This is a genomic window from Microlunatus aurantiacus (assembly GCF_039536605.1).
GTDB lineage: Bacteria > Actinomycetota > Actinomycetes > Propionibacteriales > Propionibacteriaceae > Microlunatus > Microlunatus aurantiacus.
In genome coordinates this window covers 147,103-165,492 of record NZ_BAAAYX010000002.1, presented here as the reverse complement: position 1 = coordinate 165,492, position 18,390 = coordinate 147,103, and the positions used below count along the sequence as shown (strand labels likewise).

Annotated in this window: 17 protein-coding genes; 7 read left to right on the top strand and 10 right to left on the bottom strand. The window is 70.6% G+C overall.

Annotation, left to right across the window (positions count from 1 at the left end; translation table 11 throughout):
* The first annotated feature begins 35 nt into the window (after positions 1 to 35).
* Positions 36 to 998: a LysR family transcriptional regulator gene (locus ABD714_RS00875; protein WP_344810378.1), complete on the top strand. Its 963-nt coding sequence runs from the start codon at positions 36 to 38 to the stop codon at positions 996 to 998.
* A gap of 81 nt (positions 999 to 1,079) precedes the next feature.
* Positions 1,080 to 2,093: a TerC family protein gene (locus ABD714_RS00870; RefSeq protein WP_344810377.1), complete on the top strand. Its 1,014-nt coding sequence runs from the start codon at positions 1,080 to 1,082 to the stop codon at positions 2,091 to 2,093.
* A gap of 189 nt (positions 2,094 to 2,282) precedes the next feature.
* Here the strand turns inward: ABD714_RS00870 and ABD714_RS00865 are convergent, their stop codons facing one another.
* Both ABD714_RS00865 and ABD714_RS00860 read right to left on the bottom strand, forming a co-directional pair.
* Positions 2,283 to 3,089 (bottom strand): hypothetical protein, encoded by an 807-nt coding sequence (locus tag ABD714_RS00865; protein ID WP_344810376.1) that lies wholly within the window; start codon positions 3,087 to 3,089, stop codon positions 2,283 to 2,285.
* Positions 3,086 to 3,589 (bottom strand): PPOX class F420-dependent oxidoreductase, encoded by a 504-nt coding sequence (locus ABD714_RS00860; RefSeq protein WP_344810375.1) that lies wholly within the window; start codon positions 3,587 to 3,589, stop codon positions 3,086 to 3,088. The genes ABD714_RS00865 and ABD714_RS00860 overlap by 4 nt, the downstream gene beginning before the upstream one ends.
* Before the next feature lie 58 nt (positions 3,590 to 3,647).
* Between ABD714_RS00860 and ABD714_RS00855 the strand changes: the two genes are divergently transcribed.
* Positions 3,648 to 4,118, top strand: a complete 471-nt coding sequence (locus tag ABD714_RS00855; RefSeq protein WP_344810374.1) for a MarR family transcriptional regulator — start codon at positions 3,648 to 3,650, stop codon at positions 4,116 to 4,118.
* 43 nt (positions 4,119 to 4,161) lie between these two features.
* A complete protein-coding gene (locus ABD714_RS00850) occupies positions 4,162 to 4,422 on the top strand; it encodes a hypothetical protein (protein ID WP_344810373.1) in 261 nt (86 codons plus the stop codon).
* Positions 4,423 to 4,467: 45 nt separating this feature from the next.
* On the opposite strand, the gene ABD714_RS00845 is transcribed toward ABD714_RS00850, so the two are convergent.
* The 6 genes from ABD714_RS00845 to ABD714_RS00820 form a co-directional block, all read right to left on the bottom strand.
* Entirely contained in the window at positions 4,468 to 5,367 is a 900-nt protein-coding gene (locus ABD714_RS00845; RefSeq protein ID WP_344810372.1) for a TolB family protein, read from the bottom strand.
* A 232-nt stretch (positions 5,368 to 5,599) separates the two neighbouring features.
* Complete coding sequence (locus ABD714_RS00840; RefSeq protein ID WP_344810371.1) at positions 5,600 to 6,571, bottom strand: hypothetical protein; 972 nt, start codon at positions 6,569 to 6,571, stop codon at positions 5,600 to 5,602.
* Between the two features lie 117 nt (positions 6,572 to 6,688).
* On the bottom strand, positions 6,689 to 9,016 hold the full coding sequence (locus ABD714_RS00835; RefSeq protein WP_344810370.1) for a beta-xylosidase/alpha-l-arabinosidase: 2,328 nt from the start codon (positions 9,014 to 9,016) through the stop codon (positions 6,689 to 6,691).
* 130 nt (positions 9,017 to 9,146) lie between these two features.
* The gene (locus ABD714_RS00830) at positions 9,147 to 10,028 is read right to left on the bottom strand and encodes a carbohydrate ABC transporter permease (protein WP_344810369.1); all 882 of its coding nucleotides are present in this window, start codon (positions 10,026 to 10,028) and stop codon (positions 9,147 to 9,149) included.
* Positions 10,028 to 10,924 carry a carbohydrate ABC transporter permease gene (locus tag ABD714_RS00825; RefSeq protein ID WP_344810368.1) on the bottom strand — a complete coding sequence of 299 codons (897 nt, stop codon included), beginning with the start codon at positions 10,922 to 10,924 and terminating at the stop codon, positions 10,028 to 10,030. The genes ABD714_RS00830 and ABD714_RS00825 overlap by 1 nt, the downstream gene beginning before the upstream one ends.
* Positions 10,925 to 10,961: 37 nt before the next feature.
* A complete protein-coding gene (locus tag ABD714_RS00820) occupies positions 10,962 to 12,311 on the bottom strand; it encodes an extracellular solute-binding protein (protein ID WP_344810367.1) in 1,350 nt (449 codons plus the stop codon).
* Positions 12,312 to 12,507: 196 nt separating this feature from the next.
* Between ABD714_RS00820 and ABD714_RS00815 the strand changes: the two genes are divergently transcribed.
* The 3 genes from ABD714_RS00815 (at position 12,508) to ABD714_RS00805 (ending at position 15,840) form a co-directional block, all read left to right on the top strand.
* Positions 12,508 to 13,536 (top strand): LacI family DNA-binding transcriptional regulator, encoded by a 1,029-nt coding sequence (locus tag ABD714_RS00815; protein WP_344810366.1) that lies wholly within the window; start codon positions 12,508 to 12,510, stop codon positions 13,534 to 13,536.
* A 655-nt stretch (positions 13,537 to 14,191) separates the two neighbouring features.
* The gene (locus ABD714_RS00810) at positions 14,192 to 15,397 is read left to right on the top strand and encodes a molybdopterin-dependent oxidoreductase (protein ID WP_344810365.1); all 1,206 of its coding nucleotides are present in this window, start codon (positions 14,192 to 14,194) and stop codon (positions 15,395 to 15,397) included.
* Positions 15,394 to 15,840: a hypothetical protein gene (locus tag ABD714_RS00805; RefSeq protein ID WP_344810364.1), complete on the top strand. Its 447-nt coding sequence runs from the start codon at positions 15,394 to 15,396 to the stop codon at positions 15,838 to 15,840. Before ABD714_RS00810 ends, ABD714_RS00805 begins: the two co-directional genes overlap by 4 nt.
* Here the strand turns inward: ABD714_RS00805 and ABD714_RS00800 are convergent.
* On the bottom strand, positions 15,776 to 17,086 hold the full coding sequence (locus ABD714_RS00800) for a glycosyltransferase family 87 protein (protein WP_344810363.1): 1,311 nt from the start codon (positions 17,084 to 17,086) through the stop codon (positions 15,776 to 15,778). The genes ABD714_RS00805 and ABD714_RS00800 overlap by 65 nt on opposite strands.
* A complete protein-coding gene (locus ABD714_RS00795; RefSeq protein WP_344810362.1) occupies positions 17,083 to 18,387 on the bottom strand; it encodes a DUF2064 domain-containing protein in 1,305 nt (434 codons plus the stop codon). Before ABD714_RS00795 ends, ABD714_RS00800 begins: the two co-directional genes overlap by 4 nt.
* Between the last annotated feature and the right edge of the window lie 3 nt (positions 18,388 to 18,390).

Sequence of the window (18,390 nt, the reverse complement as noted above, 5' to 3'; positions counted from 1 at the left end):
GTCGGCCGTACTAGCGTGCAACCCGGGGAGGCTCGATGGATCTCGATCTGCGACTGGTCAGGTACTTCGTCGCCGTCGCCGAGGAGCTGCACTTCGGTCGGGCTGCGACCCGGCTGTACATCAGCCAGCCGGCGCTCTCCCGCCAGATCAGGAAGCTGGAAGCCGTCGTCGGTGAGGCGCTGCTGGTCCGGGACAGCCGGCACGTCACCCTCACCGCCCGAGGTCAGCAGTTCCTGGAGGACGGGCGCCGGCTGCTGGCCGTGGCCGAGCGGATGAGCCAGCCGCAGGACCGTGACGTGGTGCGCCTCGCCCACATCTTCGAGCTGACCACCAGCCGGGAGGTCGCCGACGCCTACGCCGCCGACCACCCCGACATCCAGGTGGTCGAGCGCTCGATGGACAGCGCCCGCCAGCTCGACGCCCTGCTCGGGCGGCGCCTCGATGTGGCCATCCTCCGGGTGACCAGGCAGATGCTCGCCGGCCACCCCGCCGGTTGGCACCGCCGGTTGCTCCGGCTCGAGCCGATGCGGCTGGTCGGGCGACCCACCGATGACCGCGGAGCGGTGGCCTCGTTGCGTGAGCGCCCGGTCAGGGTGTTCGCCGACGCACAGGGCTCCGGGATGTACAACGCGCACGGCGACTATCTGAGCGCCTTCGAGCGTGACACGGGGATCGCGCTGCGTTGGCTCGGCAACCCGGGCACCTTCAACAACTGCCTGGCCGCCGTGATGCGGTTGCCGGAGCCGGCACTCCTGCTCGACTTCGCCAGCTACACCGACCGGTACGCCGAGGTGGGCCTCCCCGTGTACCGGCCGCTCGAGCACCAGCCGGTCTATCCCTGGTCGATCGCGTGGCGGGACGAGCAGCCGACCGAGCCGGTGGCCGACGTCGTACGCACGGCTCTGGCCCTCTCCCACTCCCGAGGCTGGACGACCGCAGAGGTGGGGGCCGCCCCGCCCTGGTTGCCGCCGGACGACCGAGGCATCGTCACCAGGTGATCACGTGGGCGACGTGGCCGGGCCCGATTGAACGCCTCAGTAAGATCGGGGACCCGCCCGCCACCTCGGAAGGTTCCCCTGATGACCATCACCCCACTCGTCTGGGGCGTGACCATCGCCATCATCATCGCCCTGTTGGCCATCGACCTGATCGTGGCCGCCGTCAAGCCACACCGGGTGGGGTTCAAGGAAGCGACCGCCTGGTCGGTGTTCTACATCGCCGTCGCCATCGGGTTCGGCGTCTGGTTCACCTACACCTTCGGGGGTGAGCTCGGCACGCAGTACTTCGCCGGCTACCTGGTGGAGAAGAGCCTCTCGGTCGACAACCTGTTCGTCTTCGTGATCATCATGACCACGTTCGCCGTGCCGGAGAAGCACCAGCACAAGGTGCTGACCTTCGGCATCGTGCTGGCCCTGATCATGCGGGCCATCTTCATCGCGCTCGGTGCGACGTTGCTGTCGCTGTTCTCGGTGGTCTTCCTGCTCTTCGGCCTGCTGCTGATCTTCACCGCGATCCAGCTCTTCCGGCACCGCGATCAGGACCCCGACATCGAGGACAACGTCGTGGTCAAGGGGGCCCGCCGGCTGCTCCCGGTCACCGACGACTACGTCGAGGGCAAGCTGACGACCAGGATCGACGGCCGCCGGATGGTGACGCCCCTGTTCCTGGTGCTGATCGCCATCGGCAGCATCGACCTGCTGTTCGCGCTCGACTCGATCCCGGCCGTGTTCGGGGTGACCGAGGAACCGTTCATCGTCTTCACCGCGAACGCCTTCGCGCTGCTGGGGCTGCGGGCGCTGTTCTTCCTGGTCCAGGGCCTGCTGGACCGCCTGGTCTACCTGTCGACCGGTCTGTCGCTGATCCTCGCGTTCATCGGCGTGAAGCTGATCCTGCACTGGCTGCACGTGGACATCAACCCGGCGGTGCCGGAGATCCCCACCCTGGTCAGTCTCGGTGTGATCCTCGTCGTGCTCGCGGTCACCACCGTCGCCAGCCTGATCAAGACCCGGAACGACCCGAGCGCCAAGGCACATGCCGGGTCGATCCGGGCGCACAAGCCGAAGCCCTCGGAAGGCTCCGACACCCACCGCTGACGTCGGCGGGCCTTTGCCGCGCGCCTCGACGCAGCCGCACAGCCGCAGCCGCAGCCGCCATTGCTGCACCCGCAGCGCACATTGCTGCACCCGTTGCGCACCGCTGCACCCCCACGCCGCCGGTGCACCGGATACTGCCGGTGCACCGCCGTGCCGCGGGTGCAGCGGCGAGCAAGGGGTGCGGCTGGATCAGGCCAGGCGCTCGGCCAACGTCGACCGGCTGCGGCGACGGGTGATCGCCGTGGCGACGACGACGGCGACGAGACCGATCACGACCGCCACGGTCAGGACGGGCTCGCCGGCGTCCGAGGTGCCCACGATCGCGCCGACCAGTCCCCAGCACACGGCGGCCGCGTACGAGAGCAGCCCACCCGTCCAGGCCAGGATGATCAGCACGGTGCCGAGTGCCCCCGCGAGCGTCGCGACCTGGGCCGCGATGCCGATGGTGCCGGTGATCGGCGCCCCGGACCCGGCGAAGGCGGTGGTCAGGTTGAGCCAGGTGGCCACGCTCAGCCAGCCGGTGTAGAGACCGAGGGTCCACCACAGGAGTCCCCGACCGAGCGGCGGCCACGCGGCGATCCGGGACCGTTCGGCCAGCGCGATCCTCATCGCCCGCACCAGGGCGGCCAGCATGATGACGATGATCACCAGGGTGGACCAGACCGGCTCGAGCTCAGCGGCCAGGATCCAGGCGGAGAAGCCGATGAACACGACGAGCAGCGGCTTGGCCAACCGGTCGATCAGGTCGGCGTCGCTGCGCTTGCGGCGGAGGGCGAGGAAGATCGCGAGCCCTACGCTGACCACCTCGATCAACCCCCAGATGGAGAAGGTGTAGCCGGCGGGGGTGAGGGGCGGCTCCCCGGCGCGGTTCGCGCTGGTGAACGAGCCACCGAGCAGCGCGCTGAACACGGGCGAGACGAACTGGCCGAAGGCGAAGAACAGCATCGCCAGGATCAGGGGCTGGGTGCCGGTTCGTTGCTGGGTCGCGGTGGTCACGAGGTCTCCTGGGTGTGTGGACGTGCAGTGGTGAGGGGCTGTGCGGTGTCGACGGCGTCGGTGGTGTCGTCAATGGTGTCGATGTGGTCGTGCTCGGCGGTGGTGCTGTCGTCGCTGCGCCGGACGGCGTAGACCGCCCAGTCCCGCCCCGCGCGGCGAGCCCGACGCAGGAGGAAGAACCAGGCCAGCCGGTTGGTCGCGGTGATCCGGCGACGTCCGTGCTCGGCCTCGGCGCCGGCCACCCGGGTCGCGACGGCGGTCACGGGAGGTCCCTTGACCTCGCCCCGCAGCGTGCTGGCCGCCAGAGTCACGGTCGGTGTGTGCCGCAGCCGCTTGACCTTGCCGGCCCCGGGATCGGTCATGACGTAGAGGACCGAGCCATCCGTCCCGTAACCCACCGGGGTCGACACGGTGCGGCCGTCGCGTCGGGAGGTCGTCAGCATCACGGCGCGTTGACCGCGCACCGGAGCCCAGACGTCCTCGCTCCTTCGTTCCGCCATGAAACTCAACTTCCTATATGTTTCGGTTACTTAACTACCTGGTTCTACTATAGGCCATGTGGACGACGAGACAAGCGAACCCCGGGCTCGGTGGGCGGTGGAGCCGGAGACGATGGCTCTCCGGGTCCTGCAGACGGCGATGACCGACGCCGAGACGGCGATGGCCCGGCGGATGCATCTGGGACAGACCGACATGGCGGCGATGACCCACCTCGCTTCCGCCCGGCAGCCGGTCGGACCGGGCTGGCTCAGCGGCCGACTGGGGCTGACCCCAGCCGCCGCCACCGAGCTCGTGGACCGGCTGGAGAGGGTCGGTCACCTGACCCGCGAACGCGACCGCACCGACCGGCGCCGGGTGAACCTGATCCCCACCGCCAGCACCCTGAACGAGGTGAACGACCACCTGCGGCCGCTGCTGGACGCCGTCGACGCTGCGGCTCAGGAGTTCAGCGAGGACGAACGGGCCGCGATCCTCAGCTTCCTGGCGCGGGTCAGCGAGATCTACGACGACTTCTCCGACCGGACGTAGCCGCCCCCGAGCCGTGTGATCATGCAGCATGCGGGCAGCGTTCGTGGCGATCACAAGCGTCTTCGGCCTCCTGGCCGCGCTGAGTCTGGTGAAGACGGCGACGGTCGTGCCCGATCAGCCACGTGTGATCCGCTGGCTCTGCGCCGGCGTCGCCTTCGCGTTCATCGCGGTGTTCTGGGAGATCACCCGGCGTCGGTACGTGGCCCGCGGGACGCTGCGGGCCGACCCGGCGTCGGCCGTCCTGGGTATGGCCGCGCTCGCCGTGCTGACCGCGCTGATGATCGTCTTCGCCGTCACCGCCTGAGCATGCCGTGACCGTATGACCCGAGGGCGGGCGTCGGCGGCGACGTCAGCCGATCGGGTAGGCCACGAAGGCGAACCGGCTGCTGTCCGGCGCCCAGCTGTTCACGTTGATCGTCCCCTGCCCACCGAACAGCGGGTACGCCTGCAGCGGCGTCGACCAGTCCGAGGTGGCGACCACCCGGACCTCCACGTCCAGATCGGCCGGATGGCCGAGCGTGCCGGGCGGGAAGGTGATGTAGGACGCGAGCCCCCCGTCCGGGGACAGGTGCGGGAACCAGTCGACGGTGTCGCTGGTGACGAGGCGTTCGACCTCGGCGTCCGCCGTGCCGGCGCCGTCGGTGCCCAGGCCGTCATCGGCGACCCGGGCCAGCTGCGCGTGCCCGGGGGCGTCGGTGAACGCCTCGGTGTTCAGGTGGATCCAGGCCGCGTCAGGTGACCACTCCGGCCCGTCGATGTGCCCGTCACCGGTGTCCACCAGCGTGGTCGGTCCGCCCGGCGCCATGATCGCCAGCCGTCCAGGAGCGGCGAAGTCGGCCAGCCGGACGTACGCGAGGCGGCGCCCGTCCGGCGACACCCCGTGCAGGAAGTGCCAGACCCCCTCGTCGGCGGTGACCCGGTCCACCGGCCCACCCGTCAGCGCGGCCCGGTAGATGTGGCCGTCGTTGGCGGACAGGTAGATGTGACGGCCGTCCGGGTCGAGGACGTGGTCGTTGTTGATCGGCGGCAGGCCCTCGTGGTCGATCCGGACCAGCTCCGATCCCGAGGCGACGTCCAGCCGCCACAGCACCCCGTTGCCGTTGAGCACCAGGGCGGAGCCGTCCAGGCACCAGTTCGGCGCCTCGATCAGCAGCTCGTCGGTGTCCAGCAGCAGCTCGGGCTCGGCCAGCTCGGGGCCACCGACCCAGACCTGCGAGCGCTGACCGGGGGCGAGGGTGCGGTAGCTCACGGAGGACCTTCCAGACGACGGCGGGAGCTCGACCCTAACCGCAGGGAACCGCCGGTGGGTCCGATCGTCCACCGGTCGGCGGTCGCCCTGTCGGCCAGCGGTCGGCCGGTCGGGGTCCTCGTCCCCGACCGGTCGGACCGGGCCTCCCGCCTCTCTGCTCGGGTTTGTCGGCTCTGCTCGGTCTCTAGATCGAGCAGAACCGACGAACCCGAGCAGATCTGGCGCCCCGGGCTCAGGCCCAGCAGAGCCGGGTCAGCAGCACCTCGTCGCTGGGGGCGTCCACCACCACCGTCACGATGCCCGCTCCGGTCAGCACCAGGGTCTCCGGTGTCTGCTGCGGGACGGCCATGGTCGCGGTGGCGACCGGTGTGCCGCCGGCGTCGTACGCGGTGACCTTGGGAGCTGTGGAGAAGTGCACCATCGTCAGCTCGACCTGGCTGAACGGCTGGGCGAAGGTGAGCGTCGAGGTGTGCCACAGGTGCAGCCCGGTCTGTCCCGCCCAGGTCACCACCTCGGTCTGCGGCGGGTTCACGCCGCTGGGGTCGCGGGTCTCGATGGTCACCGGGCCGACGACCCGGGGGTTGGTGTCGGTGCCCACCGTGCCGAAGCTGACGCACTCGGCGACCGGTTGGCAGGTGCGCACCACCAGCCCCTCGATGGTGCCGACCAGCCCACCCTCGCCGCCCTTCTCGGTGGCCTCGAACGCGAACCGGTAGGCCGCCGTCAGCTGTGCTCCGGCCAGCCGGGGATCGGTGGCGCGGACCAGGCGACCACACAGCTTGCCCTCCATCACCCCGCGCTCACCGCACTCCTGACAGCCCTTGAAGGCAGGCTCGCGGTGGGTCCCCTCGTTGGTCATGCCGGAGAGTCGGCCCTGGACGACACCGGCCGACGTCCGCCACACGAAGGTGCCCGCGTGCAGACCGCGAGCCAGCCCGGTGCCGTGCGCGAAGACGGTGGTCAGGTCCTTGACGGAGAAGCGTCCGTCGAAGAGCCGGCCGATCTCGGAGTCGCAGGCGTGCGACCGGATCTCCGCCCGGATCACGTGCTCGCTGGTCAGCGTGACGCAGTCCAGCTTGTCGCACACGTCCCGATCGGCGTCGACGATGATCAACTCACCCTTGACGTCCTTGGACAGCTCGTCCAGACAGAGCACCGCCCGGGCCAGCTCGGCCGGTCGGGCCTCGCACACGCTGAAGGCCATGATCATCTCCCCCTCGCTCCCGGCACCGCACGCCGCGGTCCCGACAACCAGAGGAACGAGCCGGGTCGACCCAGATACGTCGGTCCGCGGCCCCGGCCGGTGGCGGCGACGAGTGCGTCAGCCGAGACGGACCGGGGTGTCCATCACCCGCGCGCCGGTGAGCGTCCGGGTCTGCCCGGCGAGGCGGATCGAGACCGGTCCGGCGACGGTGTCACCGGCGGTGCCGATCCGGAAGGTGATCTCCCCCGGTTCCACGATCCGGGTCAGGTCGCGACCGGTGAAGGAGAGCCGGTCGGTGTGCACGGCGAAGGTGACCGTCGAGGACTCGCCGACGGCCAGCGGGACCCGGGCGAAGCCGACGAGCTGGGTCACCGGCCGGGTCACGCTGGCCACCGGATCGGCCGCATAGAGCTGGACGACCTCGACGCCGTCGCGGCGACCCGTGTTGGTCACCGTCACCCGCAGCTCGACCGTGCCGTCGACGGCGATCTCGTCGTGGTCGGCGGCGAGGTCGGCGTACGCGAAGGTCGTGTAGGAGAGTCCGTGCCCGAAGGGGTACGCCGGGCTGGGGTCGAGGTTGCTGACCCCCTGGCTGTTCTGCCCCAGGGATGGGGCGAGGTACGTGTACGGCGACCCGCCCACGTGCCGCGGGACGCCGACCGGGAGCTTGCCGGTCGGGTTGACCCGGCCGGACAGGACGCCGGCGATCGCCCCGCCGCCCTCCTCCCCCGGGAAGAACGCCTGCACCGCCGCGGCCAGCCGGTCGCGGTAGGGACCGAGGGCGTACGGACGTCCGGAGACCATGATCATCACCGCCGGCGTCCCGGCGGTGAGAACCGCCTCGACCAGCTGCGGCTGACGTCCGGGCAGGGCCAGGTCCTCGGCGTCACAGCCCTCCCCGGAGGTCCCGCCGCCGAACATGCCGGCGCGGTCGCCCACGGCCAGCAGGACCAGGTCGGCCGCCCCGGCCATCTCGACGGCGGCCCCGATGCCGCTGTCGTCACCGCCGGTGACCTCGCACCCGGGCAGGTACGTGATCGCGGCTGTCGGCAGCTCGGTCCGCAGGGCGGTCAGCAGCGAGACCGCCTCGATCCCGATCTGACCGGTCAGCTCCGGGTGCTGCGGGATCACGTGGTTGGGGAAGGAGTAGCAGCCGAAGAAGGCCTGCGGGTCGTCGGCGCAGGGACCGATCACGGCGATCCGGAGCGGGCGATCGGCGGGCAGCGGCAGCACCTGGTCGCGGTTGTCCAGCAGCACCACGCTCTCCTCGGCCAGCCGGCGCGCGATGTCCCGGTTGCCGGCGGAGTCCAGCTCGACCGCGGCTGCGGTCGACTCCGGGGTCCAGTCCGGGTCGAGCAGACCGAGCTCCACCTTCTGGGTGAGCACCCGGCGGACGGAACGGTCGACCAGCGCCGGGTCGACGCGTCCGGCGGCCAGCTCGTCCAGCAGCGGACGCCCGTAGCAGAGCGTGCTCGGCAGCTCCACGTCCAGCCCGGCGGTCAACGCGTACGCAGCCGCCTCGCCCTCCGACTCCGCGATCCGGTGCATCACCTGGAGGAAGGCCACGGCCCCGTAGTCGGAGACCACGGTGCCGGTGAAACCCCACTGGTCGCGCAGCACGCCGGTGAGCAGCGAGCGGTCGGAGGCCACCGGGATGCCGTCGACGTCGGTGTAGGAGTTCATCACGCTGCGGACCCCGGCGTAGCGGACCGCGTGCTCGAACGGTGGCAGGATCACGTCCGCGAGCTCGCGCGGACCCACGCTGACCGGGGCGTGGTTGCGCGCGGCCTTGGAGGCGGCGTAGCCGGCGAAGTGCTTGAGGGTGGCGATGATGCCGTTCTCCTCCAGCCCCCGCACGTACGCCGACCCGACCTGGGAGACGAGATAGGGGTCCTCTCCCATCGTCTCCTCGACCCGTCCCCAGCGATGATCACGGACCACGTCGAGCACCGGGGACAGACCCTGGTGGACCCCGACCGCGGCCATGTCCCGGCCGATGGCCGACGCCATCTCCTGCACCAGCCCGGGGTCGAAGGTGGCCGCCCAAGCCAGTGAGCCCGGGTAGACCGTCGCCTGGTAGGCGGTGAAACCGGTCAGGCACTCCTCGTGCACGACCGCCGGGACACCCAGCCGGGTCGAGGACATCAGCGCGCGCTGGAGCTCGTGCACCCGCGCCACCCCCTCGGCCGCGGTGACCGGGACGGTGCCGAAGACGCGGGTCAGCTGGCCGAGTCCGTCAGCCGTCGCCTCGGCGAACGAGGTGGCCCGGCTGAACACGTTCTGCATCGGGGCGACATCGCCGGTGGCGCCGTCGAAGCCGAGCCAGACGCTGCCCAGCTGGGCCACCCTCTCGGCCAGGGTCATCTCGGCCAGCAGGGCCTCGACCCGTTCCTCGACCGGTCGGGCCGGATCCTGCCAGACGGCGTCGAGTAGGTGTTCGGTCATCGGCGGAGCCTCTCGGGTGTGCAGGAGTGATGGCGGACGACACGCTCCTCCGTCGTCCAGGACTGCGACGAACGAGCGAGCAACAACGGAGCGCACGGCCGCAGAACGCGGAGAGCGACCACAGGCAGAGCTACTTGCCGAAGCCGGCGGTGAGCCCGCTGAGCAGCTGGCGGCGGCCGACGACGTACAGCACGAGGATCGGCACCGTGGACAGCACCACGGCGGCCAGCACGGCAGGGATGTTGGTCTGGTACTCACCCTGGAAGGCCCACAGGGCCAGCGGCATCACCCGCTTGTCCGGGCTCTGGGTCAAGATCAGCGGGAGCAGGAACCCGTTCCAGACGTTCAAGCCGTTGTAGATGGCCACGGTGACGATGGCCGGCCGGGTGAGGGGGAAGGCCAGCCGCCAGGCCATCTGCCAGTCGGAGCACCCGTCCAGCTTCATCGACTCGAACAGCTCCCGCGGGACGTCGCGCAGGAAGCTGGACAGGATCAGCACGGTGAGCGGGATGCCGAAGGCGATGGACGGCAGGATCAGCGCGGCCAGGCTGTCGTACATGCGGAGTCGGATGATGATCAGGTAGATCGGGATGATCGTGGCCTGCAGGGGGATGGCCAGCCCCAGCAGGAAGAGCCCGCGAGTGAACCGGAGGAAGCGGCTGTCGCCGCGCACGATCCCGTACGAGGCCAGGAAGCTGATCAGCACCACCGGCACGACGGCTCCGACCGAGACGATCACCGAGTTGAGGAAGTAGCGGCCGATGCCCTTCTCGACCACCTGGACGTACGGGGTGACGTTCGGCGGAAGCGGAGGGGCCAGCGGGTTGCTGGTGAAGTAGTCGCCCTGGTTCTTGAAGCTGGTCACCACGATGAAGTAGATCGGCAGGATGATGATCGCGAGCCAGACCCACGCCAGCAGCCCACCCAGGTAGTTGCGGTGACCCTTGACCCGGGTGGTCCGGCTGGCCCTGCTCGCGGATGCCGTCGGAGCGGGCACGGTGGCGGCGGTCATCACATGCCCTCCATCTGGCTCGCCGCGCGGTCCCGGCCGCCGAGCCGCTGGATGCCGAGCGTGAGGACCAGACCCAACGCCACCAGGAAGACGCCGATCACGCTGGCCGCGCCCATCTGGTTGGCCTGGAACCCCCGGATGTACATGTCCAGGGCGAGGATGCGGGTCGCGTTGCCGGGCCCACCCTGGGTCAGCACGAAGATCAGGTCGAAGTAGGTCAACGAGCCCACCAGCATCAGCGTCGAGGAGGTGATGATCGTGTACTTCAGCTGGGGCACGGTGATCGAGAAGAACTGGCGGATCCGGCCGGCCCCGTCGATCTGCGCCGCCTCGTAGAGCTGCCCGGGGATCTGCCGGACGCCGCCCTGGTAGATGAGCGTGTGGAAGGGCACGAACTGCCAGGCGATGACGAAGATCACGACCCCGAACGCGAGCCGCGGGTCGCCGAGCCAGTCCTGGGAGAGGATCTCCAGGTGAAGCCCGGCCCCGATCCCGAAGTACGGGTCGAGCAGCGACTTGAAGGCGATGGCCACCGCCGCCGAGGACATCAGCAGCGGCAGGAAGTACAGCACGGCCAGGACGGCGCGGTATCGCTGGCGCCCCGCTACGAAGGTCCCCAACAGCAGGCTGATCGGCGTCTGCACCAGCCAGCTGCAGATCATCACCGCGAAGGTCAGGACGAGCGAGTGGTAGAGACCGGGGTCGGACAGCACCCCGAGCCAGCTGGTCAGTCCGGTGAAGCTGATGGCGCTGATCCCGTCCCAGGAGGTGAAGGAGAGCACCAGCACCCCGATCATCGGGATGAACGCGAAGGCCAGGAACATGACCAGGGCGGGCAGCACCAGGAGGTGGAACCCGGTCGATGCGCGGCTGGACGACGGCGGGGTCGGGGACACCGCCGTCGCCGCCCGCGCAGGCGCGACAGCTACCACCTCACTTGCCGATGGTGGCGTTCATCGCCGAGGCGAACTGGTCCGGGGTGATCTTGGTCAGGAACAGCTGGTCGATGTTGTTCAGCAGGGCCTCCGCCTGGGCCGGGCTGAGCGCCTGGTCCCACGACTGCTGGAAGCTCGGAGCGTTCTTCACCATGTCGAAGGTCATCTGCAGGAACGCGGCGTCCCCGGAGGCGGCGAGCTTGGTCTCCGCCGCCGCCACCACCGGCACCCCGCCGCTGGTCACGAAGGCGTCGACCACCGCGTCGGTCCACAACCCGTCGGTGAAGTAGGCCTTGGCGACGGTCTTCTGCTCGTCGGTGGCCTTGGCCGAGATGGAGAAGTAGTTGGTCGGGTTCCCGACGATGTTCTTCGGATCTCCCTTGCCGCCGGACACGGCCGGGAAGTTCCCGAACTCCAGCGAGCTCGAGACGAACTCGGGCTGGTCGGACTTGATGCCCCCGTAGACCCAGGCGCCCTGGAGCAGCATCGCCGCCTTGCCGGTGTAGAGGAGCGCCTGGTCGGCGTTGTTGTCGGCCGCGATGGAGGAGAAGCCCTTGACGAACCCGCCGGCGTTGACCAGGTCCTGGATCTTGGTACAGGTCTCGATCACGGCCGGGTCGGACCAGGCATCGGCCTCGTTGGCGAAGATCTTGGTGAACACCTCGGGCCCGCCGATCCGGTCGAGGAGGTACTCCAGCCACATCATCGACGTCCACTTCGACTGCCCGGCCAGGGAGAACGCGGCGACGCCCTGCCCCTTGAACACGTCGACCAGCTTCATCACGTCGTCCCAGGTCTTCGGCAGCTGGGCTCCGGCCTTGTCGAACAACGCCTTGTTGTAGTACATGACGATCGGCTGCGTGGTCTGGATCGGCACCGCGTAGATCTTGTCGTCGAAGGTGGCGGCGCCCCAGGTCGACGGCAGCAGCTTCTCCTTGAAGTCGGCGTTCTCGCCCAGCCAGCTGGTGAGGTCCTCGACCTGACCGGCGTCCACGTACGACTTCAGCACCCCGCCGCCCCAACCGAAGATCAGCGTGGGCGCCTGGTTCGCGCCGACCGCGGTCCTGATCTTGGTCTTGTACGGGTCGTTCTGGAAGAAGGTGGCCTCGACGGAACCCTTGCCCATGCCGTTGAAGGCCGTGACGGAGTCCTTGCGGATGGTCTCGTTGGGTTCACCGCTGAGCGCCCACATGGTCGCTCCCCCACCACCACCGGCGGACGCACCGTCGGAGGAGCCACCGCCCGGTTGGGCGGGGCCTGAGGTGCCGCAGCCGGCCAGGCTGACCGCGCCCACGGCAGCGGCGGCCAGGCCGAGGAAGGTGCGGCGGTTGGTACGAGGAAGCGTCATCGGTCCTCCATCAGAACGGCGGGGTGTCGAAACCTTTCGGAGCGGTCCGAAAGTTTTTTGGAAACCTATCGCCGGGGTCGTCGACGGTCAACCCCCAACACCGAACGATCGTGCGTGTGGCTGGCCGACACGGTGGCCGCGACGGCACCTGGACCGCTAGGCTCATCTCGAAACTTTTCGAGAGACGGAGGGACTGGTGAAGAGGAACCGGACGACCCTGGCAGAGGTCGCGGTCGCCGCGGGCGTCTCGGTCGCCACCGTCTCGAAGGTGCTCAACGACCACGCCGACGTCGCCGACGCGACCCGGCGGCGGATCCAGGACGCACTCCGCGAGTCGGGCTACCAGTCGACCCGGCGCGCGCCACGCCTCACCGGCGGCCCCACCGAGCGGCTGATCGAGGTCTCCTTCCCGGAGTGGCAGAACGCGTACGAGTCCGCCGTGCTCGACGGCCTGGCCGGGGCGGCCGAGGCGGAGGGTTACGAGATCGTCATCGGGCCCCGGGCCCGCGACAACCGCGTCCACATCGATCCCGACGAGCTGCGGCGGTCGGGCCGGCTCGGAGCGATCTTCGTGACCGTCGACGCCAGCGACCCGCCGATCAGGGTCCTGTCCGAGGCCGGCTTCCCGGTGGTGGTGATCGACCCCGTCCGGGTCGGCTCCACCCCCTGCGTGACCATCGGGGCGACGAACTTCGCCGGCGGGGTCACCGCGACCGAGCACCTGCTGGCGCTGGGACACCGGCGGATCGCGCATGCGGGCGGGCCCGCCGCGGTCGAGTGCAGCCAGGCTCGCGTGGCCGGCTACCACTCCGCCCTGCGTCAGGCCGGCCTGCCGATCGACGACAGCCTGGTCACCCACTCGCTGTTCACCTACGACGCCGGGCGTGCCGTCGCCGCTCAGCTGCTCGACCGGGACGACCGCCCGACGGCGATCTTCGCCGCGTGCGACGAGGTCGCGCTGGCCATCCTCGAGGAGGCCCGGCAGCGCACCATCCGCGTCCCCGAGGACCTGAGTGTGATCGGCTTCGACGACAGCTTCCTGGCCAGCCGGTCCGCTCCGCCCCTGACCACGGTGGCCCAACCCCTGATCGAGATGGGTCGGTTGGCCGTCCGCTCCCTGCTGCAGCTGGTCTCCGGCGACGTGGTCGGCACCCGGCACCTGGAGCTCGCCACGCACCTGGTGGTCCGGGACTCCACCGCCCCGCTCCCTCCGACGCACGCGTAACCCCCACGCCGGTCCGCCACCCGGTCCCTCCACGCGGTCCCTCCGCGCGTTTCTTCCACAGCGATTGCTCGGGTTCGTCGGCTCTGCTCGGTCTAGAGATCGAGCAGAACCGACCAACCCGAGCAGACCTCGAGTCCTGGGACCGGCATCCGGCCGTCCAAGGGCGTGCCGGACTGCGGGTTTCTGACTCCGCGGCGGCTTCCGGCGCTCCCGGGGCGTGCCGGACTGCCGTTTCTGACTTCCCGGCGGCATCCGGCCGCTCCCGGGGCGTGCCGGACTGCCGTTTCTGACTCGCCGGCGGCATCCGGCCGCTCCCGGGGCGTGCCGGACTGCCGTTTCTGACTCCCCGGCGGCATCCGATCGTCCAAGTGCCCGCCGATCTGCCGTTTCTGGCTCCGCGGCGCCATCCGGCTGCCACGGGCACGCGTAAGGGCGTGCCGCACTGCCGTTTCTGACTTTCCGGCGCCATCCGGCCGCTCCCGGGGGGTGCCCCACTGCCGTTTCTGACTCCCCGGCGGCATCCGGCTGACGGGCACGCGCAGAGGCCCGCCGCACTGCCGTCTCTGGCTCCCCGGGCGCCATCCGGCCGGCCGTCCGGGTCGCCGTAAGGTCCGCGTAATAGGCCGCGCCCAGGACCCGAGCCGAGACTGAGGTCATGCCGACGACAGCTGCCCCGGTCCGTCCGACCTGGTGGCCGAGGTTCACCAGCAGCATCAGGTCCACGGCGCTGACCGCGCGCATCGGCCGAGTGCTCGGCATCGCCTTCGGCGTCTGCTTCTTGACCGGTCTGCTGAGTGCCCTGCAGTACGAGCCGCTGACCTGGCTCCCCTGGCCAGCCAGCCCACCGTGGCTCTACCGGATCACCCAAGGTGTGCACGTCGCCACCGGCACCGCGTGCCTGCCGCTGATCACGATCAAGCTCTGGTCGGTCTACCCCAACCTGTTCCGGTTCCCGCCGGTCCGCTCGCTCCAGCACGGCTTCGAGCGTGGTTCGATCGCTGTGCTCGTGGCCGCCTCGCTGGTGCAGCTGGCGACCGGCTTCTTCAACGCCCTCAACTGGTACCCGTTCGGTTGGGACTTCGTGGTCGTGCACCGCTACCTGGCGTACGTGGTGATCGGTGCGCTGCTGCTGCACATCGGGATCAAGCTGCCCGACATCGTGTACGGCCTGCGAGCGAAGCTGGCCGACGCCGACGTCCTGACCGAGATCCCCTGGGACGAGAACCCCGTCTCGCACAGCATCGCCGGCGACGTGCCGCCGCCGCCCACCCCGGGGCTCAGCCGACGGGGCGTGCTGGCTGCCTCGGGGATCGGCGTCGGGATCGTGGTGGCCACCTCGGTCGGCCAGACTGTGACCCCGCTCGAGCCGATCGGGCTGCTGGCCATCCGGCGCTGGCGGCAGGGTCCGCAACGGGTGCCGGTCAACCGCACCAGCGAGCAGGCCGGCATCAGAGAAGCCGCCACAGCGCCCGACTGGACCCTGCAGGTCACGGGTGCGCAGCCGTACGTGATCACGCTCGCCGATCTCGCCGCGGCCGAGCTCACCGAGGACCGCCTCCCGATCAACTGCGTCGAGGGGTGGAGTGTCGGGGCCACCTGGCGCGGCCTCCGGTTGCTCGACCTGGTCGTCCGGGCCGGCGGTGGGCCCAGGTCGTCGGTGCGGGTGGTGTCGCTGGAGCAGGGCGGCATCTTCACCTCGTCGGTCATCGGCGGCGCCCAGCTCGGCCGGGCGTTGCTGGCCACCCACCTCAACGGTGAACGCCTCGACCTCGACCACGGCTACCCCCTGCGCCTGATCGCGCCCAACCGCGCCGGCGTCCTCAACACCAAGTGGCTGTCCCGGGTGGAGGTCCGGGCATGAAGCGGATCGACGTGATGCTGGTGGCGCGGGTGGCCGCGAGCGCCGGTGGTGTGGTCTTGGGCGTCTACGGCGCGATCCGGTTGCTCACCGACGTGCCCGGAGCGAGCCTGCTCCGCCTCGCGGTCTGGCTGGTCGGCGCCTTGGTGATCAACGACCTGGTGCTGTCCCCGCTGGTGGTCGCCGTCGGCGTGGCCCTGCGTCGCTGGCTGCCCGACAGGGCACGCCGCTACGTCCAGGCGTTCGCCATCATGGCCGCGATGATCACCCTGGTGGCGCTGCCGATGATCTACCTGCAGCGCACCTTCCCGCCGGAGAAGGCGCTGCTGGAGCAGGACTTCGGCGTCAACCTGACCATCCTGCTCGCGCTGGCGGCCGTGATCAGCCTGCTCGGCTACCTACGGGATCGTCGTCGCGCCCGACGGGTGGCAGCGACCGCCGACTGAGCCGGGACCGGCGCAGGACCGCCACGACGACCACCCCGAGTGCCGACCCGTACGCCAGGGCCTGCACCAGCACCGCGTGGTCGAAGACGAACGCGACGTACGCCGCCGCCCACACCGCCAGCCACTCCCATCGGCGGCTCATGATCGTCAGGACGGCCAGCGGCAGTGCGTACCAGGGATAGACCGGCGTCGCCACCAGGAGGCTGGCCCCGAAGAGCCAGCAGCAGGTCACCGGCACCGGCTCCCGACCGGAGCGGAGGAAGGCGACCAGCGCCAGCACGGCGGCGACGAGCAGGGCCACGGTCGGCCGCGCCTCAGCCGGGAGCCAGGCCAGCAACGCGAACCGGCCGCCGCTGTCGTAGCCCTCCTCGTCCAGGTAGCCGGGCAGGTAGCCGAGCACCAGGGTGCCGACGACCAGCACGTGCGGCACGTACCCCGCGACCGTGATCGCCAGCCCGGTGAGGGTGGACCGCCACCGGCCCCGCCGCAGCAGCACGGGGACGAGGAGCAGCGGGACCAGCTTGAGCGAGGCGGCCAGACCCAGGAAGACCCCCGCCCACCAGAGCCGACGGGAGGCGGTGCACCAGACCACACCCAGGACGGCCAGGGCCACCAGGGCGTCGAGGTGGCCCCCGTTGCCGGCCTCGATCATCACCAGCGGGTTCGCTCCGTAGAGCAGGGCCAGTCCGAGGCGGGGACCCACGAAGCGGGCGAGCAGGGCGGTGGTGATCACCACGGCGGCGCTCGCCACCACCCGGAGCCCCGCCAGCCCGAGCGGCGCCGGCAGCACGAACGCCACGGCGGTGAACAGGGCCTGGGCTCCCGGCGGGTAGATCGTGTGCACCCCGGGCCGGTTGATCGCCGGGGGTCGGCCGGACGGGAAGAGCTGGACGTCCCGCAGGAAGGCCAGTGCCTGGTCCAGGGGGACGTAGCGGTAGGGATCGATGCCGGCGAGATGCACCCGCCCGTCCCACACGTAGCGGTAGATGTCGTCGCTGGTCAACGGGAAAACCAGCAGCCCGGTCAGCTGGACGGCCGCCGTGATGATCACCACGGTCGACAGGGACGCGGATGACACGTCCCGCCGGACCCACCAGGCCAGACCGCCGAACACCAGCGCCGCCGCCAGCAGGTGCCAGCCCCACTGCACGTGCGCGGCCATCGAGAACACCAGCACGACGTCGACGACCACCATGATCACCGCCGCGACCACGATCCGCCGCGTCGGCCACTGGATCGCTGTCACGTCGCCGTACGGAGGGTGGCGAAGCTGCGGTGCCCGGCTTCCCAGACCTCGGTGACGATCAGGTCCAGGGACGCGGCGAGCCGGAGCAGGGGGCGCACCCCGATGGCCGCCCACGGCACCGGGTCGGAGCGGCCCTGGCGGTGGCTCAGCACCACAGCGCAGGTGTCGTCACGGTCCGGGTCGCTGTCGAGCTCGCAGATGATCAAGCCACCGGCACCCACGAGCGCGGCGCACCGCTGCAGCAAGCCGGCCACGTCGCCACCGATGCCGATGTTCCCGTCCAGAAACAGGGCGGTCCCCCACCGACCCTCCCCGGCCAGGGGGAGCGCGAGATCCCGCTGCAGCACCTGGCCGCCGGCCCGGCGGCCCGCGGCTACCGCGACCGCTGAGATGTCGATGCCGAGCACGGCGCGACCGGACCGCTGCAGGGCGGAGACCATCCGTCCGGGTCCGCAACCGACGTCCAGGACGGGCGCCTCGCACCGGGCCACCACCATCTGGTCGACGTGGTCGGCGGGCCGACTCCACCGCTCCAGGTCGATCTCCAGGAGCGCGCCGCCAGCTGACCCTGACACCCGCTGGACCGCGACGTCCGCGCCCGCATACAGGTCGTCGAACAGCCGGTCGGCGGCCTGCCGGGGTCGGTCGGCCAGCAGCTGGCGATGACGGCGGGAGAACGTGAGATCGGGCCAACGGTGAGCCACGGAGACGGCGTCGGCCGGTTCGTCCACGTCCCGCAGCGGTGGCAGCAGCGCGACCGCAAGCCCGAGGTCGATCAGCCGGCCGAGCTGCGCCGCGCCGGTGCGGTCGGTGGACATCTCGATGCCGGTGAACACCGCCGACGGGTCCACGTCGCGCAGCCCGATCGCCCAGAACCCGCCGTCCTCGCTCAGTCCCAGCACCGCATCGGCCGATCCCCAGGACGACTCGAGCAGCTCGGGGGTCACCTGCGGGGTGTCCATCCCGATCAGCAGGGTGCGCCGCGTCGGGCCGTCGTCGGCGACGGAGGCGAACGCCGCCGCCAGCCGAGCGGCCAGGTCCCCGGGCTGCTGCCGTACGACCTCCAGTCCGTCCCGCCAGCCGGTGGGGTCGCCCTCGAACACGAGCACCCGCCGCGGGACCCGGCTGGCCCGGACGGCGGCCAGGGTGTCGCTGAGCGCGGCCGCGGCCAGGGTGGCGGTCTCGTCCGGGGTGAACGCGGACTGGAGCCTGGTCTTGGCCCGTCCCGGCAGCGGTTCCTTGGCCAGCACCAGCACCGTGTCGGCCCGGGCCGAGGCCGACGTCGTCTCGGCGTACGGCACCGT